Source organism: Hylemonella sp. GW821-FHT12C09 (assembly GCF_058807395.1).
Window position 1 is genome coordinate 92,316 of sequence record NZ_JBXAQQ010000007.1, and the last position, 25,356, is coordinate 117,671.

At 64.7% G+C, this 25,356-nt stretch carries 28 protein-coding genes and 3 tRNA genes; 17 read left to right on the forward strand and 14 right to left on the reverse strand.

Features of this window, described 5'->3' with window-relative positions:
- Nucleotides 1–17 precede the first annotated feature (17 nt).
- The 12 genes from trbB (at nucleotide 18) to AC1RRP_RS12925 (ending at nucleotide 10,152) form a co-directional block, all read left to right on the forward strand.
- Nucleotides 18–1,010, forward strand: a complete 993-nt coding sequence (gene trbB / locus AC1RRP_RS12870; protein WP_493037090.1) for a P-type conjugative transfer ATPase TrbB — start codon at nucleotides 18–20, stop codon at nucleotides 1,008–1,010.
- On the forward strand, nucleotides 1,007–1,339 hold the full coding sequence (locus AC1RRP_RS12875) for a TrbC/VirB2 family type IV secretion system protein (protein WP_493036728.1): 333 nt from the start codon (nucleotides 1,007–1,009) through the stop codon (nucleotides 1,337–1,339). Before trbB ends, AC1RRP_RS12875 begins: the two co-directional genes overlap by 4 nt.
- Nucleotides 1,336–1,605 (forward strand): VirB3 family type IV secretion system protein, encoded by a 270-nt coding sequence (locus tag AC1RRP_RS12880; protein WP_493036730.1) that lies wholly within the window; start codon nucleotides 1,336–1,338, stop codon nucleotides 1,603–1,605. The genes AC1RRP_RS12875 and AC1RRP_RS12880 overlap by 4 nt, the downstream gene beginning before the upstream one ends.
- Before the next feature lie 7 nt (nucleotides 1,606–1,612).
- Complete coding sequence (gene trbE / locus AC1RRP_RS12885) at nucleotides 1,613–4,051, forward strand: conjugal transfer protein TrbE (protein WP_493036732.1); 2,439 nt, start codon at nucleotides 1,613–1,615, stop codon at nucleotides 4,049–4,051.
- A complete protein-coding gene (gene trbJ / locus AC1RRP_RS12890; protein WP_493036733.1) occupies nucleotides 4,048–4,776 on the forward strand; it encodes a P-type conjugative transfer protein TrbJ in 729 nt (242 codons plus the stop codon). The genes trbE and trbJ overlap by 4 nt, the downstream gene beginning before the upstream one ends.
- Before the next feature lie 12 nt (nucleotides 4,777–4,788).
- The gene (locus AC1RRP_RS12895) at nucleotides 4,789–5,058 is read left to right on the forward strand and encodes an EexN family lipoprotein (protein WP_493036734.1); all 270 of its coding nucleotides are present in this window, start codon (nucleotides 4,789–4,791) and stop codon (nucleotides 5,056–5,058) included.
- A 3-nt stretch (nucleotides 5,059–5,061) separates the two neighbouring features.
- Complete coding sequence (gene trbL, locus AC1RRP_RS12900; protein ID WP_493036735.1) at nucleotides 5,062–6,429, forward strand: P-type conjugative transfer protein TrbL; 1,368 nt, start codon at nucleotides 5,062–5,064, stop codon at nucleotides 6,427–6,429.
- A gap of 9 nt (nucleotides 6,430–6,438) precedes the next feature.
- A complete protein-coding gene (trbF, locus tag AC1RRP_RS12905; RefSeq protein WP_493036736.1) occupies nucleotides 6,439–7,152 on the forward strand; it encodes a conjugal transfer protein TrbF in 714 nt (237 codons plus the stop codon).
- Nucleotides 7,149–8,159, forward strand: coding sequence for a P-type conjugative transfer protein TrbG (trbG, locus tag AC1RRP_RS12910; RefSeq protein WP_493036737.1), 1,011 nt, complete (start codon nucleotides 7,149–7,151; stop codon nucleotides 8,157–8,159). Before trbF ends, trbG begins: the two co-directional genes overlap by 4 nt.
- Nucleotides 8,156–9,442: a TraB/TrbI/VirB10 family type IV secretion system protein gene (locus AC1RRP_RS12915; protein ID WP_493037092.1), complete on the forward strand. Its 1,287-nt coding sequence runs from the start codon at nucleotides 8,156–8,158 to the stop codon at nucleotides 9,440–9,442. The genes trbG and AC1RRP_RS12915 overlap by 4 nt, the downstream gene beginning before the upstream one ends.
- On the forward strand, nucleotides 9,439–9,684 hold the full coding sequence (locus tag AC1RRP_RS12920) for a DUF2274 domain-containing protein (protein WP_493036739.1): 246 nt from the start codon (nucleotides 9,439–9,441) through the stop codon (nucleotides 9,682–9,684). The genes AC1RRP_RS12915 and AC1RRP_RS12920 overlap by 4 nt, the downstream gene beginning before the upstream one ends.
- 273 nt (nucleotides 9,685–9,957) lie before the next feature.
- Nucleotides 9,958–10,152 carry a helix-turn-helix transcriptional regulator gene (locus tag AC1RRP_RS12925; RefSeq protein WP_493037094.1) on the forward strand — a complete coding sequence of 65 codons (195 nt, stop codon included), beginning with the start codon at nucleotides 9,958–9,960 and terminating at the stop codon, nucleotides 10,150–10,152.
- Nucleotides 10,153–10,181: 29 nt separating this feature from the next.
- Here the strand turns inward: AC1RRP_RS12925 and AC1RRP_RS12930 are convergent, their stop codons facing one another.
- The 11 genes from AC1RRP_RS12930 to folC form a co-directional block, all read right to left on the reverse strand.
- Nucleotides 10,182–10,844: a hypothetical protein gene (locus tag AC1RRP_RS12930; protein WP_493036740.1), complete on the reverse strand. Its 663-nt coding sequence runs from the start codon at nucleotides 10,842–10,844 to the stop codon at nucleotides 10,182–10,184.
- Nucleotides 10,845–10,853: 9 nt separating this feature from the next.
- Complete coding sequence (locus AC1RRP_RS12935; protein WP_493036741.1) at nucleotides 10,854–11,810, reverse strand: hypothetical protein; 957 nt, start codon at nucleotides 11,808–11,810, stop codon at nucleotides 10,854–10,856.
- Between the two features lie 235 nt (nucleotides 11,811–12,045).
- Nucleotides 12,046–12,122: transfer RNA gene (locus AC1RRP_RS12940), tRNA-Asp, on the reverse strand.
- 55 nt (nucleotides 12,123–12,177) lie between these two features.
- Nucleotides 12,178–12,253, reverse strand: a tRNA-Glu gene (locus AC1RRP_RS12945).
- A gap of 33 nt (nucleotides 12,254–12,286) precedes the next feature.
- Nucleotides 12,287–12,362, reverse strand: a tRNA-Ala gene (locus AC1RRP_RS12950).
- Between the two features lie 59 nt (nucleotides 12,363–12,421).
- Complete coding sequence (gene gltX / locus AC1RRP_RS12955; RefSeq protein ID WP_493036743.1) at nucleotides 12,422–13,810, reverse strand: glutamate--tRNA ligase; 1,389 nt, start codon at nucleotides 13,808–13,810, stop codon at nucleotides 12,422–12,424.
- 19 nt (nucleotides 13,811–13,829) lie between these two features.
- Nucleotides 13,830–15,056 (reverse strand): O-succinylhomoserine sulfhydrylase, encoded by a 1,227-nt coding sequence (locus tag AC1RRP_RS12960; RefSeq protein ID WP_493036744.1) that lies wholly within the window; start codon nucleotides 15,054–15,056, stop codon nucleotides 13,830–13,832.
- Nucleotides 15,057–15,060: 4 nt separating this feature from the next.
- Nucleotides 15,061–16,566, reverse strand: a complete 1,506-nt coding sequence (gene purF / locus AC1RRP_RS12965) for an amidophosphoribosyltransferase (protein WP_493036746.1) — start codon at nucleotides 16,564–16,566, stop codon at nucleotides 15,061–15,063.
- 53 nt (nucleotides 16,567–16,619) lie between these two features.
- Nucleotides 16,620–17,111, reverse strand: coding sequence for a CvpA family protein (locus AC1RRP_RS12970; RefSeq protein ID WP_493036748.1), 492 nt, complete (start codon nucleotides 17,109–17,111; stop codon nucleotides 16,620–16,622).
- A gap of 4 nt (nucleotides 17,112–17,115) precedes the next feature.
- Nucleotides 17,116–17,790 carry an SPOR domain-containing protein gene (locus AC1RRP_RS12975; protein WP_493036750.1) on the reverse strand — a complete coding sequence of 225 codons (675 nt, stop codon included), beginning with the start codon at nucleotides 17,788–17,790 and terminating at the stop codon, nucleotides 17,116–17,118.
- Nucleotides 17,791–17,800: 10 nt separating this feature from the next.
- Nucleotides 17,801–19,102, reverse strand: a complete 1,302-nt coding sequence (folC, locus tag AC1RRP_RS12980) for a bifunctional tetrahydrofolate synthase/dihydrofolate synthase (protein WP_493036752.1) — start codon at nucleotides 19,100–19,102, stop codon at nucleotides 17,801–17,803.
- 151 nt (nucleotides 19,103–19,253) lie between these two features.
- On the opposite strand from folC, the gene AC1RRP_RS12985 reads away from it, so the two are divergent.
- From AC1RRP_RS12985 to AC1RRP_RS13000, 4 genes are all read left to right on the forward strand, one after another.
- Nucleotides 19,254–19,637 (forward strand): ArsC family reductase, encoded by a 384-nt coding sequence (locus AC1RRP_RS12985; RefSeq protein WP_493036754.1) that lies wholly within the window; start codon nucleotides 19,254–19,256, stop codon nucleotides 19,635–19,637.
- A 37-nt stretch (nucleotides 19,638–19,674) separates the two neighbouring features.
- The gene (gene ppnP / locus AC1RRP_RS12990) at nucleotides 19,675–19,989 is read left to right on the forward strand and encodes a pyrimidine/purine nucleoside phosphorylase (protein WP_493036756.1); all 315 of its coding nucleotides are present in this window, start codon (nucleotides 19,675–19,677) and stop codon (nucleotides 19,987–19,989) included.
- 146 nt (nucleotides 19,990–20,135) lie between these two features.
- Entirely contained in the window at nucleotides 20,136–21,473 is a 1,338-nt protein-coding gene (gene argG / locus AC1RRP_RS12995; RefSeq protein WP_493036758.1) for an argininosuccinate synthase, read from the forward strand.
- The gene (locus AC1RRP_RS13000) at nucleotides 21,470–21,691 is read left to right on the forward strand and encodes a hypothetical protein (RefSeq protein WP_493036760.1); all 222 of its coding nucleotides are present in this window, start codon (nucleotides 21,470–21,472) and stop codon (nucleotides 21,689–21,691) included. Before argG ends, AC1RRP_RS13000 begins: the two co-directional genes overlap by 4 nt.
- 93 nt (nucleotides 21,692–21,784) lie before the next feature.
- Here AC1RRP_RS13000 and AC1RRP_RS13005 read toward each other — a convergent pair whose 3' ends face one another.
- Both AC1RRP_RS13005 and AC1RRP_RS13010 read right to left on the reverse strand, forming a co-directional pair.
- Entirely contained in the window at nucleotides 21,785–22,999 is a 1,215-nt protein-coding gene (locus tag AC1RRP_RS13005) for a DesA family fatty acid desaturase (RefSeq protein ID WP_493036762.1), read from the reverse strand.
- 142 nt (nucleotides 23,000–23,141) lie between these two features.
- Nucleotides 23,142–24,413: an RsmB/NOP family class I SAM-dependent RNA methyltransferase gene (locus AC1RRP_RS13010; RefSeq protein ID WP_493036764.1), complete on the reverse strand. Its 1,272-nt coding sequence runs from the start codon at nucleotides 24,411–24,413 to the stop codon at nucleotides 23,142–23,144.
- A 93-nt stretch (nucleotides 24,414–24,506) separates the two neighbouring features.
- Here AC1RRP_RS13010 and AC1RRP_RS13015 point away from each other — a divergent pair, with 93 nt between their 5' ends.
- Nucleotides 24,507–24,764, forward strand: coding sequence for a DUF1653 domain-containing protein (locus AC1RRP_RS13015; RefSeq protein ID WP_493036766.1), 258 nt, complete (start codon nucleotides 24,507–24,509; stop codon nucleotides 24,762–24,764).
- Between the two features lie 2 nt (nucleotides 24,765–24,766).
- Here the strand turns inward: AC1RRP_RS13015 and purN are convergent, their stop codons facing one another.
- Nucleotides 24,767–25,348, reverse strand: a complete 582-nt coding sequence (gene purN, locus AC1RRP_RS13020) for a phosphoribosylglycinamide formyltransferase (RefSeq protein WP_493036768.1) — start codon at nucleotides 25,346–25,348, stop codon at nucleotides 24,767–24,769.
- Between the last annotated feature and the right edge of the window lie 8 nt (nucleotides 25,349–25,356).

Sequence of the window (25,356 nt, forward strand, 5' to 3'; positions counted from 1 at the left end):
TGCCTGATCCGAACGCCATGGACGCCTCGTTGGAGCGGCGCATCCGCATGCTGCGCACAGCCATGGGGCCGGAGATCGCGGCGGCGTTGGAGGACCCCGAAGTCGTCGAAGTGCTGCTGAACCCGGACGGCTCGCTTTGGGTGGATCGGCTCGGCACTGGCCGCGAAGCCACCGGCGCGGCGCTGCCGCCGGCCGTGGCCGAGCGGATCATCCGGCTGGTGGCCGCGCACGTACGCACCGAGGTGCATGCGGGTGCACCGATTCTGTCGGCCGAATTGCCCGAGACGGGTGAACGCTTCCTGGGCGTGCTGCCGCCCGTTGTGCGTGCGCCGTCGTTTGCGATCCGCAAGCGGGCGCTGCGCGTCATGACGCTCGCCCACTACGTGGCCGACGGCGTGATGACCGAGGACCAGGCGGCGTTCCTGCGCCGCGCGGTGCGCGAGCGCCTGAACATCGTCATCGCGGGCGGCACCAGCACCGGCAAGACCACGCTGGCCAATGCCTTGCTCGACGAGATCGCAGAGACGCGCGACCGTGTGCTGATCCTCGAGGACACGGTAGAGCTTCAGTGCCGCTCCGACGACCATGTGGGCATGCGCACCGAACCGGGCGTGAGCAGCATGGCCGACCTGGTGCGCGCCACCTTGCGGCTGCGACCGGACCGCATTGTTGTCGGCGAGGTGCGGGGTTCCGAAGCACTCGACCTGCTCAAGGCCTGGGGTACCGGACACCCCGGCGGCATCGCCACCGTGCATGCCGGCTCGGCGCACGGCGCACTCACGCGTCTGGAGCAATTGGTGCAAGAGGTGTCGGTGACCGTCCCGCGCGTCCTGATCGCCGAGGCGGTCAACGTCATCGTCTTCATCGCCGGCCGCGGCCGCTCGCGCCGCGTGCGCGAGATCGCCCGCGTCATCGGCCACGACAGCCACGGCTACCAGCTCGATGCCGAGCTGTCCTCCTTCCCGTCCCTTCCTCCGTCCAACCCTTCCTCCACAGGAGATCCCTCATGACGACTGCACGTATTCCCGTAAAACCGTTTCTGCACATTGCTGCGACGGCTGCACTGCTGCTGGCCGTGGCGCTTCCCGCGCACGCAGCGGGCTCGAACATGCCCTGGGAGGCGCCGCTTCAATCGGTGCTCGAATCCATCCAGGGGCCGGTGGCGCGGATCATCGCGGTGATCGTCATCATCGCCACGGGCCTCGCGCTGGCCTTCGGCGACACCAGCGGCGGCTTTCGCAAGCTGATCCAGATCGTGTTCGGGCTGTCGATCGCCTTCGCCGCGTCCAGCTTCTTCCTGACTTTCTTCAGCTTCACGGGCGGGGCGGTCATGGCATGAGCGCGACCGGGACCATCGCCGGTTTTGAGGTGCCGCTGCACCGGTCGCTGACTGAGCCCATCCTGCTGGGCGGTGCGCCGCGCACGGTGGCGATCGCCAACGGCACGCTGGCCGCCGCCGTCGGCTTGGGCCTGCAGCTCTGGCTGCCCGGCCTCGTGCTGTGGATCGTCGGGCACTCGCTGGCTGTGTGGGGTGCGCGCCTGGACCCGCAGTTCATGCAGGTCTTCGCGCGCCACATCAAGCACCGGCAGTTGCTGGACGTGTGAGGTCACGATGTTGAACCTCACCGAATACCGCAAACGCCCCGCCTTGCTGGCCGACTGGCTGCCGTGGGCCGGACTGGTGGCGCCGGGAGTCGTGCTCAACAAGGATGGCTCATTCCAGCGCACGGCAAGGTTCCGCGGGCCGGATTTGGATAGTGCGACGCAGGGCGAACTGATCGCTACGTCGGCGCGGCTCAACAACGCGCTGCGGCGTCTTGGCTCCGGCTGGGCCTTGTTCGTGGACGCCGAGCGCCGTGAAGCCGCTGACTACCCAGAATCGGTTTTCCCGGAGCCGCTGTCCTGGCTGGTCGATGAAGAACGCCGCGCCGCGTTCGAAGAGGACGCCAGTCACTTCGAGAGCAGCTACCACCTGACATTGCTGTACTTGCCGCCCGAGGAATCGACGGCCCGTGCCGCCCGGCTGCTGTACGAGAACAAGCGCACCGAGGGTGTGGACTGGCGCGAACGGCTTGAAGCGTTCGTCTCCGAAACCGAACGCCTTTTCGGCTTGCTCGAAGGCGTGATGCCGGAGGCATCGTGGCTTGACGACACGCAGACCCTCACCTACCTGCATGGCTGCGTGTCCACGCGCCGGCATGCGGTCGCCGTGCCCGAGGTGGCGATGCATCTGGACGCGCTGCTGGCTGACCAACCATTGGTGGGCGGCCTGGCGCCGATGCTGGGGAATCAGCATCTGCGGGTGCTCTCGGTACGCGGGTTTCCGGCATCGACTTGGCCGGGCTTGCTGGATGACCTGAACCGTCTGGGCTTTGCCTACCGCTGGAGCACGCGCTTCCTGTGCCTGGACAAGGCCGAAGCGGAGAAGGAACTGCGCCGCCTGCGCCGCCAGTGGTTCGCCAAGCGCAAGAATATCGTCGCGTTGCTGCGCGAGACGATCTTCCAGCAGGAGAGCCCGCTGGTGGACTCGGATGCGTCCAACAAGGCATCAGACGCCGACGCGGCGCTGCAAGAGCTGGGCGGCGACCAAGTGGCCTTCGGCTATGTCACGGCCACAGTGACGGTGCTCGACGCCGACGCGACCGCAGCCGACGAAAAGCTGCGCGCGGTGGAACGGGCGATTCAGGGACGGGGCTTCGTGACCATTCCCGAGACCCTGAATGCGGTTGACGCATGGCTGTCCTCGCTGCCGGGCCATGCCTACGCCAACGTGCGCCAGCCCATCGTCTCGACGCTGAACCTGGCGCACATGATGCCGGTGTCGGCCGTGTGGGCTGGGCCGGAGCGCAATGCACATCTCGACGGCCCGCCCTTGATCGTCACCCGCACCGACGGTGCGACGCCGTTCCGGTTGGTCACGCACATCGGCGACGTGGGTCACACCCTGATCGTCGGGCCGACCGGCATGGGCAAGTCGGTGCTGCTCGCCACGCTGGCGATGCAGTTCCGCCGCTACCCGGGTTCGCGCATCTTCGCCTTCGACATGGGGCGCTCGATGCGAGCCACCATCCTTGGGCTCGGTGGCGAGCACTACGACCTCGGCACCGACGGCGCCATCGCGTTCCAGCCTTTGGCGCGCATCGACCGGGACCGCTACCGCACCTGGGCGGCCGAGTGGATTGAAGGGCGCTTGATTCAGGAAGGGATCGCCGTAAGCCCGCCCGAGAAAGACGCCGTCTGGTCCGCGCTCAACAGCCTGGCTAGTGCGCCCGTGGAGCAGCGCACCATGACCGGGCTGTCAGTGCTGCTGCAATCCAACGCCTTGCGGCAAGCCCTGCAGCCCTACGTGCTGGGTGGCGCCCACGGCAAGTTGCTAGACGCCGACGTAGACCGGCTCGGCTCCGCGTCGGTGCAGGGCTTCGAGATGGAAGAGCTGATGCACAGCAAGGCGGCCGTGCTGGCGGTGCTGGGCTACCTGTTCGCGCGCCTCGACGAACGATTCGATGGCGCTCCGACTTTGCTGATCCTCGATGAGGCCTGGTTGTTCCTCGATGACCCCGTGTTCGCCTCTCGCGTTAGGCAGTGGCTCAAGACGCTACGCAAGAAGAATGTTTCCGTGATCTTCGCGACGCAGTCGCTCGCAGACATCAAGGACTCGACCATTGCGCCGGCCATCGTGGAGAGCTGCGCGAGCCGCATCTTCCTGCCGAACCCGCAAGCGACCGAGCCGCAGATTCGGGTGATCTACGAAGGCTTCGGGCTCAACGGCCGGCAGATCGAGATCGTCGCGACCGCACAGCCCATGCGGGACTACTACTACCAGTCGCGGCTCGGCAACCGTGTCTTCGACCTTGGGCTTGGGCCGGTGGCGCTGGCCTTCGCTGGCGCCTCCACACCCGAAGACCAACGAGCCCTGGACGCAGTGTCCGCTGGCACCGCCTCCCCGGACTTCGCAGCGGCTTGGCTGCGTAGTCGCGGCCTCGACTGGGCCGCCAACCTCATCCCGTCGTTTCCGTCCTTTCCCCTATCACCTCAGGAGAACTCACCATGAAGAAACACCTACTCGCCGCCGCTGCGGCGTCGCTGATGGCGCTTGTGCCCGTCGCGCATGCGCAATGGGTCGTGATCGACCCGACGAATCTGGCGCAGAACATCATGACCGCCGCCAACACCCTTGAGCAGATCAACAACCAGATCAAGCAACTGCAGAACCAGGCGCAGTCGCTGATGAACCAGGCGCGCAATCTGACCAGCCTGGATTTCAGCGCGCTCAACGAGCTGCGTGCCGCCCTGTCGGCGACGAACCAGTTGATTCAGCAGGGCCAGGGCCTGGCCTTCAACGTTGCGCAGATGGAGACGGATTTCCGTCGGCTGTATCCCGAGTCGTATTCGGCGGCGATCTCTGGCACGCAGATGGCGACCGATGCGCGCACGCGCTGGACCCATTCGCTCGAAGCGCTGCGGACCGCGACCAAGGTGCAGTCGCAAGCAGTGCAGAACTTCACATCGGACGAGCGGACCTTGACGGACTTGGTGAACCGTAGTCAGTCGGCCACGGGTGCATTGCAAGCGATGCAGGCGACCAACCAGCTCCTGGCCCTGCAGTCGCGCCAAGCGATGCAGGCCCAGCAACTGCAAATCACGCAGGACCGAGCGGCGGCGCTGGAGCAGGCGCGGCAGGTGGCGGTGCAGGAGCGCGCGCGCGAGGTACGTCGGCGCTTCCAGGGCGACGGCACGCCGTACACGCCGCGCACGGTCAACTTCTACGGCAACTGAGGGGGAGGACGCATGCGGAAGCTCTTGATCGTGGTGCTGGCAGCGCTGCAGGCTGCTTGTGGCAAGCCCACACCCTTCGAGTCGGTCGAATCGCTGGTGGCCAATCCCGAGCGCCTGAAGGAGTTGCGCGCGCAGTGCAAGGTGGACCGGGCCAGGATCGGCGATGCCCAGTGCAACGCCGTGGCCGAGGCCACACGTCGGCGCTTTTTCGGCAGCGGCGGGCCGAATCACACGCCGGCGACGCCGGCCCCCGCAACTTCAGCGCCAGCAGCCAAGGACTGAGCGATGAATGACCTGTCGGTTATCGACCGGTTCCTCGACGTCTTCTCGCGCTACATCGATTCCGGCTTTGGCCTGCTGGGCGGTGAGGTGGGCTTCCTCACGGCCACGCTGGTCGCAATCGACATGACGCTGGCAGGCCTCTTCTGGGCGATGAGCAATGCGAGCGGCGGCGGTGGCGACGACGTGATCGGCAAGCTGGTCAAGAAGGTGCTGTACGTCGGCGCCTTCGCCTTCATCCTGAACAACTTCAACGGCCTGTCGGGCATTGTGTTCCGGTCCTTCGCCGGGCTCGGGCTGGTCGCGTCCGGTTCGTCGATGACCCAGGGTGAACTGTTGCAGCCAGGGCGGCTGGCGCGCGTGGGCGTGGAGGCCGGCGCGCCGATCATGAAGCAGATCAGCGAGCTGACGGGCTTTCCGGAGGTGTTTGCCAATCTCGATGTCATCACTGTGCTGTTCCTGGCCTGGCTGGTGCTGATCGTGAGCTTCTTCGTTCTCGCGGTGCAGCTCTTCGTGACGCTGATCGAGTTCAAGTTGACCACGCTCGCGGGCTTCGTACTGGTGCCGTTCGCGCTGTGGAACAAGACAGCGTTTCTGGCTGAACGGGTGCTGGGCAACGTGGTGTCCTCGGGCATCAAGGTGCTGGTGCTGGCCGTGATTGTGGGCATCGGCACGGGCTTGTTCACCGAGTTCACGGTGCCTCCCGGCACCGAACCGTCCATCGACCACGCTCTGGTCATCATGCTGGCCGCGCTGGCGATGCTGGGTCTGGGCATCTTCGGGCCGGGCATTGCGACAGGTCTGGTGTCGGGTGCGCCGCAACTTGGCGCAGGGGCGACAGCGGGCACCGTGCTGGGCGCTGCGGGTCTGGCTGTTGCCAGCGGTGCGGCCTTGGCGGGCGCCGGTTCGGCGGTGGCCGCAGGGGCACGCATGGCGCCGGGTGCTGCGCGTGCTGCTATCGGTGGGGGCGCCGCCGCTGCACGGTCCGCCAGTTCTATAGCCAGCGGGGCGCAAGCGACCTACCAGGCCGGTGCCGCGGCATCGGGTGCTGGCGGCATGCGCGCGGCAGGCGCCGGCCTGGCCAACGTTGCACGCAGCGGCGCCAGCGCCGTAGGTCAGCGCGTGGCGTCCGGCGCCAAGGCGGTCAAGGACGGCGTGGGGAACTTTGTCGCCGATGCCGCTGCACCCGCGTCAGCCAAGGCGACGGACGCAGGCGAATCGAGAACGCCAGCGGCCGAGCCCGCATGGGCTAAGCAGATGCGCCGCAAACAGCAGATCACGCATGCAGCCACGACAACCGCGCATGCATTGCGCTCGGGCGATGCAGGCGGCAGCGGTGCCAGTCCGAGCCTGCGCGATGACTCAAATTCTTAGGAGATCCAGATGCGATTCAAACGACCCCAGGTGCGGTACTCGGAGACTCCCGAGCCCGTCACTCCCTACCAGGCCGCCGCGCAGGTCTGGGACCAGCGCATTGGCAGCGCGCGCGTGCAGGCCAAGAATTGGCGATTGATGGCCTTCGGTTGCCTGTCGCTCGCCCTGCTGATGGCCGGCGGCCTCGTGTGGCGCTCGGCCCAATCCATCGTGACGCCATTCGTTATCGAGGTGGACAACGCCGGCCAAGTGCGCGCCGTCGGCGAAGCCGCCTCGCCTTACAAGCCCAATGACGCGCAGATTGCGCACCACTTGGCGCGCTTCGTCACCGACGTGCGTTCACTGTCGATCGACCCGATCGTGGTGCGGCAGAACTGGCTCGAAGCCTACGAGTACACGACGGACCGCGGCGCCGCGACGCTGAACGACTACGCGCGGGCGAACGATCCCTTCTCGCGCATCGGCCAAAGCTCGGTGGCCGTTGAGGTGACGAGCGTGGTGCGGGCCAGCGACACGTCTTTTCAGGTGCGCTGGATCGAGCGCAGCTATGCCAACGGCGCGCCGTCGGGGACGGAGCGCTGGACGGCGGTGCTGTCGGTGGTGCTGCAGCCACCGCGCACCGAGCAGCGCCTGCGCAAGAACCCACTGGGCATCTACGTCAACGGCCTGTCCTGGAGCCGTGAACTCGAAGCCACCGATGCAATGAAAGGAACAAAGCCATGAAGACACATCTCCGTAAATCCGTACTGCCGTTGATCCTGCTGGTCCTCGCTGGCTGCGCCACGCAGGGCAAGCCGCCGCCGTCGATCTCGCTGGACGACCCCGTTGCCGTCGCCGCGCAGCCGCTGCCGGAGCCACCGAAGCCCATCGAAGTAGTTGAGGTGCCGAAGCCTTTGCCGTTGCCCGAGCAGATGAAGGCACTGCCGAACGAATCCGACGCCAAGGTGGCACCTGAACCCGCGGACGAGAAGCTGCGCGTCTCTCGCGCCAACATGGAGGCCCGGATCGCACCGACGCGCGAGGGCTATGTCAACGCGATCCAGGTCTGGCCCTACGCCGACGGCGCGCTGTATCAGGTCTACACAAGCCCTGGACGTGTGACCGTCATCGCCTTGCAGCAAGGCGAGGAGCTGGTGACGGTCTCGGCCGGTGACACGGTTCGCTGGATCGTGGGCGATACGGCCAGCGGGGCGGGTGCGTCGCTGCGCGTGAATATCCTCGTGAAGCCGACGCGCGTTGGCCTGAAAACCAACCTGGTGGTGACGACCAACCGTCGTACCTATCTGCTCGAACTCTCTTCCACGCCGCAGGCCTGGATGGCTTCTGTGTCCTGGGACTACCCGAAGGACCGAATGCTGGCCCTACAGAAGCAGGTGCAGCAAGCCCAGGCCAGCGCGCCGGTGGAAACCGGCATGACGCTGGAGCAGATCAGGTTCCGCTATGTCGTCAGCGGCGACAGTCCGCCGTGGAAGCCGCTGCGCGCCTTCGACGACGGGGAGCGCGTCTACATCCAGTTCCCGGGTGGTATCGCGCAGGGCGAGTTGCCGCCGCTTTTTGTGATCGGCCCGCGAGGCGATGGGCAACTGGTGAACTACCGCTTCCGCTCCCCATACTACGTTGTGGACCGACTGTTCGGCGCGGCCGAACTGCGGCTGGGCGGCGACCAGGCGCAGGTGGTGCGCATCGAGCGCACGGATGGAGTCGGAGCGGGCGCCACGCGGAGGAACTGAACATGAGCACATCCCCCGATGAAGCGCCAGCGTCGGCCGCGAAGGTCGAACCCGAATCCGTGGCCTTGCGCGCTTCGCCTCGCCCTGTCACGCGCTTGAACCGCCGTGTGCTGGCTCTCGGTGCCGGCGTCCTGGCCGCCGCCGTGCTCGGCGGCACCCTGTGGTCGCTGCAGTCGAACAAGCGCCAGCGCAATCCCGCCACCGAGCTGTACAACGTCGATCGCGTCTCACGCGCCGAGAACATGGACCAGTTGCCGAAGGACTATGCGGGTATTCCGCCCGCCGTGAAGCATGGGCCGCCAGTGTTGGGCGAGCCGCTGCCCGGCGACCTGGGTCCGGCTATCGTCAAGGCGCAGCAGCCGATGGAGACGCGGCCGCCGGGCGGCGGCGTCGATCCGGCGCAGGCCGAGCGGCTGGCGGCCGAAGAGGCGGCCCGGTCGTCTGTGTTTTTCCGAAGCGGTGCGAGTGGCGGAGGACCGAAGCCGGGCGCCGCGCAGACCGTCGTTGATCCTCCGACATTGGCTTCAGGCAATCAGCCGTTCAACCCGATGGGGACCACTGCTCCCCCTGCGCAGCCGGCCGATCCAACGGCCATGCAGAACCAGCAGGATCAGAAGGAGGCGTTCATCACCAAGGCTGGCGACACCTCGACGCGCAATCTTGGCAGCTTGCAGTTGCCGGCGTCGCCGTACCAGGTGATGGCAGGCACCATCATCCCGGCGGCATTGGTGACAGGGCTCAACTCCGACCTGCCTGGGCAAGTCATCGCCAACGTGTCGGAAGCGGTTTACGACACCGCCACGGGCCGCCATCTGCTGATTCCACAGGGCTCGCGCCTGATCGGCCGCTACGACAGCCAGGTGGCCTTCGGCCAGCGGCGCGTGCTGCTGGTGTGGACGCGGTTGATCCTGCCTGACACGTCGTCGGTGGCGCTGGATCGCCTGCCCGGCATCGACCCTGCGGGCTACGCCGGGCTTGAAGATGGTGTCGATTGGCATTGGGACCGCATCCTGGCTGGCGCTGCGTTGTCTACGTTGCTGGGCGTTGGTGCCGAGTTGGCCGCGCCTGAGAACCGCACAGATGGCAACCGCATCGTCATCGCGGGGCGTGAGAGCGCGCAGGAGACGGTGCACCAGGTCGGGCAGGAGATCACCAAGCGCAACATGAGCATCCAGCCGACGCTGACGATCCGGCCCGGGTTTCCCATGCGGGTGATGGTCAGCAAGGATCTGGTGCTGCGGCCCTATCAGCCGTTGTTTTTTCAGAGAGGATCGTCGCAATGAGCGCAACCAAGCTCCGCCTCGGCCCCTTGCCCAAGGCAACGAAAGTGAAGCTCACTATCACCATCCCCTCCGACCTCAAGGCGATGCTCGACCGCTATGCGACCCAGCATTCGCAGACCTACGGAGAGCGAGTTGATGCGGCCTCACTTGTTCCGCATATGCTGGAGGCCTTCATGGCGCGTGATCGCGCGTTCAAGGCCATGCGAACCAAGACAACGAGATCCCTGAGTCCAGCTCAATAGTGGGACCGCTACGCCTCCACGCGATTCGCTTTGCTGCAGTAGGTTGGGCACCACAGGCATCCACGGCAATCTATGGACATACCGCAACGGCAACGGACGCCAGCGCGGGACGGACGAAAGGACTGCCATATGCGAGCCCACAACGACTGCGCGTCGAAAGAGACAAGTGCTACGGACTCCGCAGTCCACCGAACCTTGCAAGCCGCACAGCTGCTGCACGAGGCGCTGACGCTGCTTGGCGTAGTGTCTGTTCAGCAATTGCCACCTACGAAAATGCGCGCACCTGACAGACTTTTGAGACTTCCTGACGTTGAACGCCTGACAGGACTTCGGCGTTCAGCGATCTATGAACAGATGCAAAGAGGCGTATTTCCACGATCAGTCAAAGCCGGAAAGAGGGCTGCGACATGGTCGGAAACTGCAGTACAAGCGTGGATCGCGGATCGCATAGATGGTCGAATGACGTGAAGGGTGACAGGCTGGCCGGACTGCCCTTCTCAGGCGCTTTCCGAGTCTGACGCGGCAGCTGCCGGTTCTGCGTCGTAGAAAGTGGGCTGACCTACTGGCGTAATCGTGACCCAATCGATGCGGTACTGCCGCCCACTCTTGAACGCTTCCTGCAATGCCGCCGCCCGCGGATCACCATTGGGAAACTTCAAAATCACATTCAATGAGCCCGTCTTGGGGTCAAGCTGCGGTAGGCCGAGAAGCTCACCTGAGCTTGCCATCAACAGGTCGCCGTAGCCTTCCTTCACAAGTGTAGTCAACTCCCTATGCACAGCTGCTTGGTCCGACACGAGGCGCTCGTTTCGATGAAGGAAGTCTCCCAGCCGACCGACTGTTTCTGTCAGCCGCTTTGTCACCGGGAAGTAGTGAAGCTCAAAGGTCTCGTCCGGGTCTTTCAAGTGACAGAGCATCACCAGAACGTCATCTCCATTGCTCCACTTGACAGTCTGTAGCGTGTTTGCAAGATGGACGACCTTCCACTGACGGCGCTGCGCAACTGTCAAGCCGTCAACAGCCTGCACACTTTCCGCCAGACGCATCTCGACCCCCAATCGAAGCTCCAGGGCTGCGTACAAGAGGTCTTGCAGACTACCGGCATCACGACGCTGTTTGCAACGTTTCAGGTAGCCCTCAACTGTGGTGTCATAGCTCATCGTCCAGGCCTACTCTTCGGTGTCGTCGCGACTGCCCTTCGGGCGCATCAGCGTTCTCAGCGGCACGGTCGGCAGGACGTGCTCGCCTGATGGCGAGGGGCTGTCCTCCTCAGGTTCACGCGCCACTTTTTCAATCAGCACGGGCTCGCCCATCCAATCGCACTTGTCGCAGGCCGGCCACTCCAGTTCGTCTTCCGGGAAATCCTCGTGGAATCCACGATGCGGAGACAGACGATGCGAACCGCAGGCGGGGCACTCCTCGGGCACCTTCCGCAGCAGTCGCACCACCACGGCCGAACAGTTCCCAATAGCATGCTCAGTGATCGAGAAGGCGGCCTCTGCGTCATGCCACTTCGACTTCTTGCTGTGGGTTAGCCAGTTGACGAACTTCCACGCGCTCTCCAGCAGCGTCTTGAAGAGATGCCGTCTGTGTTCGTGCGTTGCGCCAGGCAGTGCCGTCGCGCAAATGTGATCGGCCCATGCCTTCAGGTCAGCACGCTTCGGTTTCTCCTCGGTAGACGCCCAAGGGATGACAGTTTGCGCGGCGCCGACTAACGAGAGCAGCGCTTCGCGACATCGCACACCGACTGCCTGGTAGTCGCCGACCTCGTGCGCGTGTCGTACCGCCTCGGACGCTTCTTCGAGGTAGCGATAGCACTCCCCGAAGGGCTCAATTGGCAGCTCCTCCAACTTGGAGCGATGGTTCATCGGGATGCGCAGACACAGACCGATGTGGAAAGTCAGCGCAAGGTCCATGTTCGGGAACTGCTCTTGCGAATAGAGGTTGGTCATCCCCGTGATGACCCACCACCGGTCCACGTTGGTGTGCACATCCCACACATCGTGCGTCGAACTGAGGACGTTCTCGGAGTACACCTTCTGCACAAACTCGACGATCAAGTCGGGTGCTTGCCAGTTCATGTACGCGGTGATCTTGTCGGCTTCTTCTTGGGTGAATGCGAGCATGGCGCGAGTATCGACGCACGCTGTCTTGTTCGGACCGTCTGGGCCGCCCTACGCGAGCTTTCTCGATTAGATCCGGCTTCAGCGTGAGCGCCATACGCCACACGACCCTGACCAACTGTGAAGACTGTTTTCGCAACAGCTGAAGGACTCGGGAAATCTAGGACACCGCTAGGACACGGAGGCCGAAAAAGAGAAAAGGGTTAGCAGGTACTTACCTGCTAACCCTTATCAATATTGGCGGAGTGGACGGGACTCGAACCCGCGACCCCCGGCGTGACAGGCCGGTATTCTAACCAACTGAACTACCACTCCAGTTGCTGCGTTTTGCCTGCTTGCTAGAGACAAGCAGGCCAAGTGCGGCAAAACTTGGCGACCCTACGGGGATTCGAACCCCGGTACTCACCGTGAAAGGGTGATGTCCTAGGCCTCTAGACGATAGGGTCAAAACCTGGACTGTTTCCGACTCGACGAGAAATTGGTGGAGGTAAACGGGATCGAACCGATGACCTCTTGCATGCCATGCAAGCGCTCTCCCAGCTGAGCTATACCCCCATTTCGCTTCGATGATTTTTCAGGACCATCGCGTCGAGCCTCGAATTATAGACTGAAATTCAGGCCCTTTGCAAACGGGCCAGAACTTTTTCGCGGGGCAACAGCTCCAGCACGGCGTCCAGCGAAGGCGTCTGGGGCGTGCCCAGCACGAGCACGCGCACCGGCATGGCCAGCTGCGGCATCTTCAGGCCCGCGGCGGTGAGCACTTCCTTGATGGCTGCGGCAATGCTGGCCTTGTCCCAGGCACAGGCGGCCAGCTTGTCCTTGAGCTGCACCAAGGCCGGCTTCACCGCATCCGTCACGTGCTGGCTGAGGTCTTCGGCCTTCGGACTCAAGTCGCCATAAAAAGCCTGGGCCCAGTCGGCCAGCACCACGGTGGTATCGCAGCGGTCCTTGAACAGGCCGCAGATGCGGGGCAGGCGCTCGTCGGCGGTGATGCCGCGCTTCAGCAGTTGCGCGGCCACCAGCGACGCCAGGCCATCATCGGCCATGGCCTTCATGTGCTGGGCGTTGACCCAGCGCAGCTTCGCCTCGTCGAACTGCGCAGCGCTGCGGCCCAGGTGGTCCAGGTCGAACCATTCCAGGAACTGTGCACGACTGAAGATCTCGTCGTCGCCGTGGCTCCAGCCCAGGCGCGCCAGGTAATTCACCATGGCGTCGGGCAGATAGCCTTCGTCACGGTATTGGGTCACGGGCTTGGCGCCGTTGCGCTTGCTCATCTTCTCGCCCTGCTCATTGAGCACGGTGGGCAGGTGGGCGTAGACCGGGGGCGCCTTGCCCAGCGCCCGGAAGATGTTGATCTGGCGCGGCGTGTTGTTCACGTGGTCGTCGCCACGGATCACGTGGGTGATGGCCATGTCGATGTCGTCCACCACCACACAGAAGTTGTAGGTGGGCGTGCCGTCGGGGCGCGCGATCACCAGGTCGTCGAGCTCGTCGTTGCTGATCTCGATGCGGCCCTTGACCTTGTCGTCCCAGACCACGGCACCACCCTGCGGGTTCTTGAAGCGCAGCACGGGCTTCACACCCGCGGGCACCGGCGGCAGGGCCTTGCCGGGCTCGGGGCGCCAGGTGCCGTCGTAGCGCGGCTTGAGCTTGTTCGCCATCTGGTGCTCGCGCAGGGCGTCGAGCTCTTCCACGCTCATGTAGCAGGGGTAGACATGACCGGCGGCCTGCAGCTCGGCCAGCACCGCCTTGTAGCGCGCCATGCGCTGCATCTGGTAGAACGGGCCTTCGTCATACGTGAGCCCCAGCCAGGCCATGCCTTCGATGATGACGTCCACGGCGGCCTGGGTGGAGCGGTCGAGGTCGGTGTCCTCGATGCGCAGGATGAAGTCGCCACCCGTGGCACGCGCGAAGGCCCAGGGGTAAAGGGCCGAGCGGATGTTGCCGAGGTGGATGAAGCCCGTGGGCGACGGGGCAAAGCGGGTGCGTACGCGTTGGGTCACGGAATCAGTTCACAAAAAATCAGGACAGGGTGTCGAGGCCGCGCAGCAGGTCGTCCTGCACGTCCTGCGGATGCTCCAGGCCCACGGCCACACGGATCAGGCCCTGGCCGATGCCAGCGGCCTGGCGCTGCGCTTCGGACAGCTTGCCGTGCGAGGTGCTGGCCGGGTGCGTGAGCAGGGTCTTGGTATCGCCCAGATTGGTGCAGAGCGAAAGTATCTGCAGCGCATCCAGCACGTGGAAGGCGCGCGCGCGCGCCTGCTCAGGGCTGCCGGCCTTGACGTCAAAAGACAGCACAGCGCCACCACCGGACATCTGCTTCATGGCCAGGGCGTGCTGGGGATGCGAGGCCAGGCCCGGGTAGTACACACGGGCCACGGACGGATGCGACTGCAGCCACTCGGCGAGCTCGTGCGCGAGCGCACTCTGCGCGCGCATGCGCAGGTCCAGCGTCTCCAGCCCCTTGAGCACGATCCAGGCGTTGAAGGGAGAGAGCACCATGCCGCTGTTTTTCTGCACAGGCAGGAATTTCTCGATCACGAGCTTCTCGCTCGCGCACAGGGCACCGGCCATCACACGACCCTGGCCATCGAGGTATTTGGTGCCGGAGTGCATGACGATGTCCGCGCTCATGTCGACGGGGCGCTGCAGCGCCGGCGTGGCAAAGCAGTTGTCCACGGCCAGCAGAGCCCCGGCGTTGTGCGCCATCTCGGCCAATGCCGCGATATCGCAGACCTCGGTCAACGGATTGGTGGGCGTCTCGGCAAACAACAGGCGCGTGTTGGACCGGATCGCGGCCTTCCAGGCCGCGAGATCGGTCTGTGGCACGGCCGTGGACTCCACGCCGAAGCGCGCGAACTCCGAGCCGATGAGCTTGATCGTCGAGCCGAACATGGACTGGGAGAAGACCACGTGATCGCAAGCCTTGAGCAGGCTGAAGCACATCAGCATGATCGCCGACATGCCCGACGAGGTGGCCATGCAGGCCTCGGTGCCTTCGAGTGCCGCGAGGCGCTGCTCCATGCTGCTCACCGTCGGATTGCCCGAACGGCCGTAGGTATAACCCTCTTCTTCGCCCGCAAAACGGCGGGCGGAGATCTCCGCACTGGGCTGCACATAACCACTGGTCAGGTACAGGGCTTCGGAGTTTTCGCCGTACTGGCTGCGCTCGACGGCCGCGCGCACCGCCAGGGTCTGCAGGCGCAGGCCTTCGGGCCGGGATTTGCTGCTATTGGCCTTGCTGCTCATCCGCTCAGTCCCCCTGGTGGTTGGGCAGGGCCAGGCGCGAGGTGTCGGCATCGTCCTCGCCACCCTTGACGCGGCTGGCATTCATGCGCGCGATGTCCTCGGCCTGGATGTCACCGGTCACGTAGACACCATCGAAGCACGAGGCGTCGAAGCCATTGATCTTTTGATTGAGCTTGCCGATGACATGCTTCATGGCGTCCACGTCCTGGTAGATCAGCGCATCGGCGCCGATGATCTGGCGCACTTCTTCCACGGTACGGCCGTGCGCCACCAGCTCTTCCACCGTGGGCATGTCGATGCCATAGACGTTGGGGAAGCGCACCGGCGGCGCGGCGCTGGCCATGTAGACCTTGTTGGCGCCGGCTTCGCGGGCCATCTGCACGATCTCGCGGCTGGTGGTGCCGCGCACGATGGAGTCGTCCACCAGCAGCACGTTGCGTCCCTTGAACTCGCTGCCGATCACGTTGAGCTTCTGGCGTACGCTCTTCTTGCGCACGGCCTGGCCCGGCATGATGAAGGTGCGGCCCACGTAGCGGTTCTTCACGAAACCCTCGCGGTAGGGCAGGCCGAGCAGCTGGGCCAGTTGCATGGCGCTGGGGCGGCTGGATTCGGGAATGGGGATGACCACATCGATCTCGCTGGGCGGCACGGTGGAGACCACGCGCTTGGCCAGGGTCTCGCCCAGGTTCAGGCGTGCCTGGTAGACCGAGATGCCGTCCATGACCGAATCCGGACGGGCCAGGTAGACGTATTCGAAGATGCAGGGGTGCAGCTGCGGCATGTCGGCGCACTGCAGGGCGCTGACACGGCCTTCCAGATCGACGAAAACAGCCTCGCCTGGAGCGATGTCGCGCTCGAACACATGGCCCGTGCCTTCGAGCACCACGGATTCGCTGGCCAGCATGACGGTGCCGTCCGGGCTGCGGCCCATGCACAGCGGACGGATGCCGTAGGGGTCGCGGAAGGCCAGCACGCCATGGCCGGCGATCAATGCGATGACGGCGTAGGAGCCGCGCAGGCGCTTGTGCATCTGGCGCACGGCGACGAACACATCGCCCACGCGCAGCGGCTTGCCGCGGGTGGCCTTGTCCATCTCGTCGGCCAGCACGTTGAGCAGCACCTCGGAGTCGCTCTCGGTATTGAGGTGGCGGTGATCGGTGTTGAACAGCTCGGCCTTGAGCGCCTGCGCATTGGTGAGGTTGCCGTTGTGCACCAGCACGATGCCGAAGGGCGCATTCACGTAGAAGGGCTGGGCCTCTTCTTCGCTGTACGCGTTGCCGGCCGTCGGGTAACGCGCCTGGCCCAGGCCGCAGTTGCCCGGCAGCGCGCGCATATTGCGCGTGCGGAACACGTCCTTCACCATGCCCTTGGCCTTGTGCATGAAGAACTTGCGGTCCTGCTGGGTGACGATGCCGGCCGCATCCTGCCCGCGATGCTGCAGCAGCAGCAGCGAGTCATAGATCAGCTGGTTGACGGGTGCGTTGCTGACAACGCCGACGATTCCACACATAGTTTCACTTCCAGTCGGGTGCACACGGCCTGTCCGTGCGCTGCCCTGTCAATTCAAGGCAAATACTTTCCCACACTCAGCGGCAGCACCGGCTTGAGCAATTTCAGCGCTTCCACCGACACTTTCGGGGCCCTGGCCTCACGCCACCAACCTTGATTTTTCAAGGGCGACATCAGCACCAGCACGGTCAGCGCCAGCAGCAGGATGAACCCACGTAACAGGCCGAACACGCCGCCCAGCACCCGGTCCACCGGGCGCAGGCCGGCCTGCTCGATCAGTTTGGGCATGCCCCACACGATCAAACCGCCGATGAACACGGACACCACAAAAACCAGCACAAAACCGATGATCTGGACCAGGGCCTCCGAACTGCTGTCGATCGGCAACTGGCGGCCGACATCGGCCCCCAGCCACTGGGCCAACACGAAGGCCAGCAGCCAGTTCAGCACCGACATGACCTCGTAGACAAAACCGCGCCAGACGCCCAGGCCGATCGAGGCCAGCACGGCAGCGATGAAAATCCAGTCGAGTACGGCGATGGCCATGTCCTTACAGGCTCAGCACCGTGCCCGGCAGGTCGAGTTTCTTGAGCTTCTCGGCAGCGCGCTCGGCCTCGGCCTTGCTGGCAAAGGGCCCGGCCCGCACGCGGATGCGTTTGCCGTCCTTGGTTTCCACGGCCTGGGTGTAGTTCTTGAGACCGGCGCGCTCGATCTTGCTGCGCGCGTCGCGCGCACGGTTTTCGTCGGCGAAGGAGCCGACCTGCACCACGTAGCGGGTTTCGGCGGCGCTCTTGGTGTCGGCTTTTTTGGCCTCGGCCTTGGGTTCGGGCTTGGAGGACTTGGGTTCTGGTTTGGTCTCGGCCTTGGCTGCCGGAGCCGGTTTGGCGGCGGGTTTGGCCGGCGGCGGGGTGGGCTCGGCGACGAGGCCCGAGGCGGCAGCCGAGGGCGCCGGCGCGGCGTCGGACACGGCGGCTGGCGGCGGCGCAGCGGGCGTGGTCAGCGGCAGCACCTTGTTCTTGTCGGGGATCTCGATGGGCAGATCGACCGACACCGGGCGGGGCTGCTTGTCCACCAGCAGGGGGAAGCCGATGACCCCGATGAGCACCAGGATGGCCGAACCGATCAGCCGGTTCTTGGCACGCCGGCGCAGCACCTCCACGCTCTCGGGCTGCGCGGCAGGGGCCGTCTGATCGTCGCCACCCTTGCGGAACTTGAAAAAGGCCATGTGCTGCGGTTCAGGGTTTGAGATGCTGGGCTTGAAGGCGCGGCACGCCTTCCTTCAGAACGCCACCGACCGTGTAGAACGATCCGAAGACCACGATTCTATCAGCGGGGTCCGCTGCGGCGATGGCGGCTCCCAGGGCCAAGAGGGGGTCGGCAAAGAGTGCGGAGGTCCCTGCCACGCGCGGGTTCAGCGCCTGGCACCTGGCCTGCAGATCGGCCGCACGGGCCGCGCGCGGGGTGGGCAGATCGGTGAAATACCAGCGGTCCACCAGAGGCATGATGCGCGCCAGCATGGGCGCCAGGTCCTTGTCGGCCATGGCGCCGAAAACGGCATGGGTGGTGGGGTAGTAGCCCATGGCGTCCAGGTTGGCCGTGAGCGCCGCCACCGAATGCGGGTTGTGCGCCACATCCAGCACCAGGGTGGGCTGGCCCGGGATGATCTGGAAGCGCCCGGGCAGCTCCACGAAGGCCAGGCCATTGCGCACGGCCTGGGCCGTCACCGGCAGTTGCTCGCGCAGCGCCGTGAGGGCCGCCAGCACCCCCGAGGCATTGACCAGCTGGTTGGCGCCACGCAGCGCCGGGTAGGCCAGGCCGCTGTAACGGCGATCCCGGCCGGCCCAGTTCCATTGCTGTTTGTCGCCCGAATAATTGAAGTCGCGGCCAAAGCGCCAGAGCTCGGCGTCGATGGCAGCGGCGTGATCGATCACGCTTTGCGGCGGGACGGGGTCGCTCACCACCACCGGTCGCCCGGTGCGCATGATGCCGGCCTTCTCGCGACCGATGCTCTCGCGGTCGGGACCGAGAAGCTCCATGTGGTCCAGATCGATGCTGGTGATGATGGCGCAGTCGGCGTCCAGTATGTTGACGGCATCGAGCCGCCCGCCCAGGCCCACCTCCAGGATGGCGACATCCACGCCTGCCTGTGCGATGCAGTCGAGGATGGCCAGGGTAGTGAATTCGAAATAACTCAGCGAGATCTCGTCGCCCCCGGCCGTTCGGGCCTGCTCGACGCGCGCGAAGCAGGGCAGCAGTTCGTCAGCCTTCACCATCTCCCCCCGCAGGCGCAGACGCTCCTCGAAGTGCACCAGGTGCGGCGAGGTGTAGACCCCGGTGCGGTAGCCCGCCTGGCCGAGGATGGACTCCAGCATGGCGCAGGTGGAGCCCTTGCCGTTGGTACCGGCCACAGTGATGACCGGACATTCGAAGCGCAGGCCCATGCGCTGGGCCACGGCCTTGACGCGGTCCAGCCCCATGTCGATGGTCTTGGGATGCAGGCGCTCGCAGTGGGCCAGCCAGTCAGAAAGCGTGTTCATACGGGAGAATTGTCGCGGATAACGGAAACACCCCTGAGCCGGCTCCGCCGTCTTCCCCTCAAGGGGATAACGTCAGCGGCCCGGCAAAGGCGGTTCGACGGCGTTCCCCGAAAATGCGTGAACCACTCCAGCTCTCAGACAGGCAATATCGATGAAAACAAACGTCGTCCTCTATGGCATCCCGAATTGCGACACGGTGAAAAAAGCGCGCGCCTGGCTTGCTGAACAGCAGGTGGAGGTCCAGTTCCACGATTTCAAGAAGCAGGGCGTGCCCGAAGCCCGGCTGGACCACTGGCTGGCCAGCGCCGGCTGGGAAAAGCTGCTGAACCGCCAGGGCACGACCTGGCGCAAGCTCGACGATGCCACCAGGGCGGCCGTCATCGATACCAAGAGCGCGCGCTCACTGATGCTGGCCCAGGCCAGCGTGATCAAGCGCCCTGTCGTCGAATGGAACGAGCAGGATATGACCGTGGGCTTCGACGCTGCCAACTGGCAAGCACGCCTCCAGGGCGGGGCCGACAGCCCCCTGCCTTAAAATCGGGGATTCGCCCCTGCAAACAGAGCACCACACCATGACCCAGCACTACAACGGCGTGACCGTCACCACCCAGGCCAATGTCTATTTCGACGGCAAATGCGTCAGCCACAGCATCACGCTGGCCGACGGCACCAAGAAATCGGTCGGCGTGGTCCTCCCCGCCACCCTGACCTTCAACACCGGCGCACCCGAGATCATGGAATGCGTGGCCGGCAGCTGTGAGTACAAGCTCAAGGGCTCGGACGCCTGGGTCAAGTCTGCCGCGGGCCAGAAGTTCAGCGTGCCGGGCAACTCGAGCTTCGAGATCCGCGTCACCGAGCCGTACCACTACATCTGCCACTTCGGTTGATGAAAGCTACTGCGGAGTCGTGATGCTTCGTTGCAGCCCGAAGAAAATCCTCACGCACCTCAAGTGCGCTCCGGTTTTCTTCGGGCACCCGCGCCTCGCCTGACGACTCCTCGCGACGCTTTCGAAAACAATACTGGACATCTTTTATGGCCACCATCCTGCAAAACCTCCCCATCGGCCAGAAGGTCGGCATCGCCTTCTCGGGCGGCCTGGACACCAGTGCCGCCCTGCTGTGGATGAAGCTCAAGGGCGCCGAGCCCTATGCCTACACCGCGAACCTGGGCCAGCCCGACGAGCCCGATTACGACGCCATCCCGCGCAAGGCCATGGAGTACGGCGCCAAGCTGGCCCGCCTGATCGACTGCCGCCGCCAACTGGCGCACGAAGGCATCGCCGCGCTGCAGTCCGGCGCCTTCCATATCACCACCGCCGGCGCCACCTACTTCAACACCACGCCCCTGGGCCGTGCCGTCACGGGCACCATGCTGGTGGCCGCCATGAAGGAAGACGACGTCAACATCTGGGGTGACGGCTCGACCTTCAAGGGCAACGACATCGAGCGCTTCTACCGCTACGGCCTGCTGACCAACCCGGCGCTGAAGATCTACAAGCCCTGGCTGGACCAGCTTTTCATCGATGAACTGGGCGGCCGCGCTGAAATGAGCGCCTTCATGACGCAGCACGGCTTCGGCTACAAGATGAGCGCCGAGAAGGCCTACAGCACCGACTCCAACATGCTGGGCGCCACCCACGAGGCGAAGGACCTGGAGCAGCTGAACTCCGGCATGAAGATCGTGAACCCCATCATGGGTGTCGCCTTCTGGAAGGACGACGTGGTCATCAAGCGCGAAGAAGTGTCCGTGCGCTTCGAGGAAGGCCAGCCAGTCGCCCTGAATGGCGTGCAGTTCAATGACCCTGTTGAACTGATCCTGGAAGCCAATCGCATCGGCGGGCGCCACGGCCTGGGCATGAGCGACCAGATCGAGAACCGCATCATCGAAGCCAAGAGCCGAGGCATCTACGAGGCCCCCGGCCTGGCGCTGCTGCACATCGCCTACGAACGACTGGTGACCGGCATCCACAACGAAGACACCATCGAACAGTACCGCGACAACGGCCGCAAGCTCGGCCGCCTGCTCTACCAGGGCCGCTGGTTCGACCCGCAGGCCATCATGCTGCGCGAAGCCGCCCAGCGCTGGATTGCCCACGCCGTCACCGGCGAGGTCACCCTCGAGCTGCGCCGCGGCAACGACTACTCCATCCTCAACACGATCAGTCCCAACCTGACCTACGCGCCCGAGCGCCTGAGCATGGAGAAGGTCGAAGACGCGCCCTTCAGCCCGCTGGACCGCATCGGCCAGCTGACCATGCGCAACCTGGACATCACGGACACGCGTGCCAAGCTGGGCATTTACTCCAGCACCGGCCTGTTGTCGGCGGGTGTGGGGGCCGAGTTGCTGTCGATCGGCAAAAGCAAAAAGTGAACACGCGCACCAAGGTCTACCGCGACAAAGCCATCGTGGTGACCTCGGTAGCGCGTAGCGACGGCACCTTCGGCTGGGAATACACCCTCGACGGCGCGGACCCGCACAGCTCGGATCGGCGCGGCCTGTCATCGGAGGCTGTCGCATTGGCCGAAGGCCTGAACGCCGCCTTGGCGCAGATCGACGACGACGCCTTCCGCGAGTTCCGCACATCCTGAACAAGCCACCTGCGGGTGGCTTTTTTCATGCGCAGCCCAGCCAAAGAAAAAGCCCGCACGCGGCGGGCTTGGGCATGAAGCAGGTGACGCGTCTCAGGCGCGCGCCATCCGCAGCTTCATCGAGAACTCCTGCAACGCGGCAATACCGCTTTCCTCAGCACGATGGCACCAGGCCTGCAGGTCGGCGATCAGTTGTTCGCGCGACAGCGAGGTGTTGAGCCAGAGCTGGCGCAGTTCTTCGCGCATGGTGACCATCTTGTCCAGGACCGGAGAAGCAGCGCGGGCCTGGGCCAGCACGGGCGCCACGGTGGCGGGCACCTTGTCTTCGTCGCGGTGCAACCAGCGGCTGGCGGCCTTGATGACGGCGGTGTCGGCGCTGCGGGCCTTGAGGGAAGCGACTTCCTGCTGGAAGGCGCGCTGCATGCCGGCGGCGTAGCCCGCCATGATCTCGTAGCGGTTGGCGATCAGGGCTTCGAGGGTCTTGTCGTCGGCCACGGGCTTGATGTCACCCAGGGCCAGCTTGGGCGCGGTCTTCTTGACCCTGGCCAGGCCCATGGCGCTCAGGATGCTGATGTACATCCAGCCGATGTCGAACTCGTAGGGCTTCACGGACAGCTTGGCCGAGGTCGGGTAGGTGTGGTGGTTGTTGTGCAACTCCTCGCCGCCGATGATGATGCCCCAGGGCGAGATGTTGGTGCTGGCGTCAGGCGCCTCGAAGTTGCGATAACCCCAGTAGTGACCGATGCCGTTGATGATGCCGGCTGCCGTGATCGGGATCCAGGCCATCTGCAGGGCCCACACGGCCGCACCAGCGGCGCCGAAGAGCATCAGGTCGATGATCATCATCACGCCCACGCCCTGCCAGGAGTAGCGGGTGTAGAGGTTGCGCTCGATCCAGTCGTCCGGGGTGCCATGGCCGTAGCGGGCCATGGTTTCCTGGTTCTTGGCTTCGGCACGGTACAGCTCGGAGCCCTCAAAGAAGACTTTCTTGATACCGTAGACCTGCGGGCTGTGCGGGTCTTCGGCCTGCTCGCACTTGGCGTGGTGCTTGCGGTGGATGGCAGCCCACTCCTTGGTCACCATGCCCGTGGTCAACCACAGCCAGAAACGGAAGAAGTGCGAGGGGATGGCGTGCAGGTCCAGCGCACGGTGCGCCTGGTGGCGGTGCAGGAAGATGGTGACGCTGGCAATCGTGATATGGGTGAAGGCCAGGGCGACCAGGACGGTCTGCCACCAGCTCAGATCCAACAGGCCGTGCGCGAGCCAATCGATGGCCGCATTCAGCACAGCCCATTCAGGTAAGAACATAGAAGTCTCTCAACGTAGTGAATATTAATAAGTCCGGCCTTAAATAAGCAGCCGGGCCTGTGGCGTCAATTCTAAGGGCTCCACCCTCTTTTGACCAGCACTGGCCAGCTTTAGGCGGAAAACCTTAATTCAAGTCAAATGGCTACTTTTTTTGCCAAGTTGCGGCAAAGAAGCCATCCGTTTGATGCAAATGAGGCCAAAGCCGAAGGTAACGCAAACCATTCTCACCCCCACTGCACAGGCGCTCGGCGCCGGGCACCTTGAGATCGGCCAGAAGCTGACCGGCGTCAAGCGGCTCAAAATCCGGGTGGATCGCGCTGAAAGCCTTGGCGATGGCTTCGTTTTCCTGGGGCAACACGCTGCAGGTGGCGTAGACCAGGCGCCCGCCGGGCTTGAGCAAGCGTGCGGCGCTGGCCAGGATGGCGGCTTGCTTGACCGTCATTTCCTCCACGGCTTGCAGGCTCTGGCGCCATTTCAGGTCCGGGTTGCGGCGCAGCGTGCCCAGGCCGGAACAGGGCGCGTCGACCAGTACCCGGTCGATCTTGCCAGCCAGGCGCTTGATGCGCTCGTCACGCTCATGGGCGATGGCGGCCGGGTGCACATTGGACAGGCCGCTGCGTGCCAGCCGGGGCTTGAGCGCATCCAGCCGATGGGCCGAGGTGTCGAAGGCGTAGAGCCGGCCCGTGCTGCGCATGGCCGCGCCTATGGCCAGGGTCTTGCCGCCGGCACCGGCACAGAAGTCCACCACCATCTCGCCCCGGTGGGCATCGAGCAGCATGGCCAGCAGTTGGGAGCCCTCGTCCTGCACTTCAATGGCGCCGCGTGTGAAGACGTCCAGCTTGTTCAGGGCCGGTTTGCCTTCGATGCGCAGGCCCCAGGGTGAAAACGGAGTGGGCACCGACTTTATGCCAGCCGCCTGCAATTCCTTCTGCACCGCCTCCCGCTTGGCCAATTGGGTGTTCACACGCAAGTCCAGGCCCGCGCCCAGGTTCAGGCTCTCGACCAGGGGCCAGAAACCTGCGCCCAGCTGGTCTTTCAGCGGTTGCACCAGCCATTCAGGCAGGTTGTGGCGGTGCAGATCCATCAATTCCGTCGGCTTGACCTGGTCGCACTGGTCCAGCCACTGCTTTTCCTGCTCGGTCAGCACGCTCTTGATGAAGTCGCGCGGGCCGTAGAAGCCCAGAATGGCCAGGCGCCGCTCCCTGGGCCCGCTGCCCGAAAGTGCCAGCTTCTCGAAAAGCAGCTTCTTGCGCAGCACGGTGTAGACGGTCTCGGCCAGGGTGGCGCGCTCACGCGGACCCAGGCCACGGTGGTCGCGGAAAAAGCGCGAAACGATGGCATCGGCCGGGTGGTCGAATTTGAGGGTGAGCCGGACCAGTTCGGTACAGACGTCCAGCAGGGCTTGGGGGTGCATATCTCGTTCTTTGGAACTTGGTCTAGGATTGTCCCATGCGCCGCCGGGCCGCCCCAAGGCGCATACCGTAGCGCATCGCGCGAAGGCCACCGAATGCAAGAAGAAAAACTCCCCCCCTTGATCGAAACCCGCCCCGGCCTCTACCGGCATTACAAGAATCTCATGTACGAGGTGCTGGGCACCGTGCGCCATAGCGAGACGCTGGAGCCCATGACCCTGTACCGCGCACTCTATGGCGAGCGCGGCCTGTGGGTGCGGCCTGCGGCGATGTTCGGCGAGGAGGTGGTGATCGAGGGCGTGCGCCAGCCGCGTTTTGCCTGGGTCGGAGAAAGCACTCCGCCGAAGACCTGATGCTATATTTTCTGTAGCAAATCAGCAATGGCGCGGGGATAGATCAGGTGCTCTTGCGTCAGCACGCGGGCGGCCAGGGTGTGCTCATCGTCGTCCTGGAGCACGGGCACCACGGCCTGCGCCAGGATGGGCCCGTGGTCCAGCTCGGCCGTGACCTGGTGCACGGTGGCACCGGCGAACTTGCAGCCGGCCTCGATGGCGCGGCGGTGCGTGTGCAGGCCCGGGAAGGCCGGCAGCAAGGAGGGGTGGATGTTGAGCAGGCGCCCGGCGTAATGCTCGACAAAGCCCGGCGTCAGGATGCGCATGAAGCCGGCCAGCACCACCAGCGCCGGCTGGTGTGCGTCGATGGCGGCCATCATGGCGGCGTCAAACGCCTCGCGACTCTCAAAGGCCTTGTGGTCCAGCACGGCGGTGGCGATGCCGTGTTCACGCGCAAAGACCAGGCCCTTGGCATCAGCCGTGTTGCTCAGGACCGCGGCCACGCGCCCGCCCCATCGGGTCTGCCAGTGCTCGCGCTCGGCGGCCTGGACGATGGCTGCCATATTGGAGCCGCCACCTGAGATCAAAATGACGATGTTCTTCATACCGGCAC

Coding starts and splice junctions, on each gene's coding strand:
- trbB (WP_493037090.1), top strand. CDS start 18: ATGGACGCCTCGTTGGAGCGGCGCATCCGCATGCTGCGCACAGCCATG.
- AC1RRP_RS12875 (WP_493036728.1), top strand. CDS start 1,007: ATGACGACTGCACGTATTCCCGTAAAACCGTTTCTGCACATTGCTGCG.
- AC1RRP_RS12880 (WP_493036730.1), top strand. CDS start 1,336: ATGAGCGCGACCGGGACCATCGCCGGTTTTGAGGTGCCGCTGCACCGG.
- trbE (WP_493036732.1), top strand. CDS start 1,613: ATGTTGAACCTCACCGAATACCGCAAACGCCCCGCCTTGCTGGCCGAC.
- trbJ (WP_493036733.1), top strand. CDS start 4,048: ATGAAGAAACACCTACTCGCCGCCGCTGCGGCGTCGCTGATGGCGCTT.
- AC1RRP_RS12895 (WP_493036734.1), top strand. CDS start 4,789: ATGCGGAAGCTCTTGATCGTGGTGCTGGCAGCGCTGCAGGCTGCTTGT.
- trbL (WP_493036735.1), top strand. CDS start 5,062: ATGAATGACCTGTCGGTTATCGACCGGTTCCTCGACGTCTTCTCGCGC.
- trbF (WP_493036736.1), top strand. CDS start 6,439: ATGCGATTCAAACGACCCCAGGTGCGGTACTCGGAGACTCCCGAGCCC.
- trbG (WP_493036737.1), top strand. CDS start 7,149: ATGAAGACACATCTCCGTAAATCCGTACTGCCGTTGATCCTGCTGGTC.
- AC1RRP_RS12920 (WP_493036739.1), top strand. CDS start 9,439: ATGAGCGCAACCAAGCTCCGCCTCGGCCCCTTGCCCAAGGCAACGAAA.
- AC1RRP_RS12925 (WP_493037094.1), top strand. CDS start 9,958: ATGCGCGCACCTGACAGACTTTTGAGACTTCCTGACGTTGAACGCCTG.
- AC1RRP_RS12930 (WP_493036740.1), bottom strand. CDS start 10,844: ATGAGCTATGACACCACAGTTGAGGGCTACCTGAAACGTTGCAAACAG.
- AC1RRP_RS12935 (WP_493036741.1), bottom strand. CDS start 11,810: ATGCTCGCATTCACCCAAGAAGAAGCCGACAAGATCACCGCGTACATG.
- AC1RRP_RS12960 (WP_493036744.1), bottom strand. CDS start 15,056: ATGAGCAGCAAGGCCAATAGCAGCAAATCCCGGCCCGAAGGCCTGCGC.
- purF (WP_493036746.1), bottom strand. CDS start 16,566: ATGTGTGGAATCGTCGGCGTTGTCAGCAACGCACCCGTCAACCAGCTG.
- AC1RRP_RS12970 (WP_493036748.1), bottom strand. CDS start 17,111: ATGGCCATCGCCGTACTCGACTGGATTTTCATCGCTGCCGTGCTGGCC.
- AC1RRP_RS12975 (WP_493036750.1), bottom strand. CDS start 17,790: ATGGCCTTTTTCAAGTTCCGCAAGGGTGGCGACGATCAGACGGCCCCT.
- folC (WP_493036752.1), bottom strand. CDS start 19,102: ATGAACACGCTTTCTGACTGGCTGGCCCACTGCGAGCGCCTGCATCCC.
- AC1RRP_RS12985 (WP_493036754.1), top strand. CDS start 19,254: ATGAAAACAAACGTCGTCCTCTATGGCATCCCGAATTGCGACACGGTG.
- ppnP (WP_493036756.1), top strand. CDS start 19,675: ATGACCCAGCACTACAACGGCGTGACCGTCACCACCCAGGCCAATGTC.
- argG (WP_493036758.1), top strand. CDS start 20,136: ATGGCCACCATCCTGCAAAACCTCCCCATCGGCCAGAAGGTCGGCATC.
- AC1RRP_RS13005 (WP_493036762.1), bottom strand. CDS start 22,999: ATGTTCTTACCTGAATGGGCTGTGCTGAATGCGGCCATCGATTGGCTC.
- AC1RRP_RS13010 (WP_493036764.1), bottom strand. CDS start 24,413: ATGCACCCCCAAGCCCTGCTGGACGTCTGTACCGAACTGGTCCGGCTC.
- AC1RRP_RS13015 (WP_493036766.1), top strand. CDS start 24,507: ATGCAAGAAGAAAAACTCCCCCCCTTGATCGAAACCCGCCCCGGCCTC.
- purN (WP_493036768.1), bottom strand. CDS start 25,348: ATGAAGAACATCGTCATTTTGATCTCAGGTGGCGGCTCCAATATGGCA.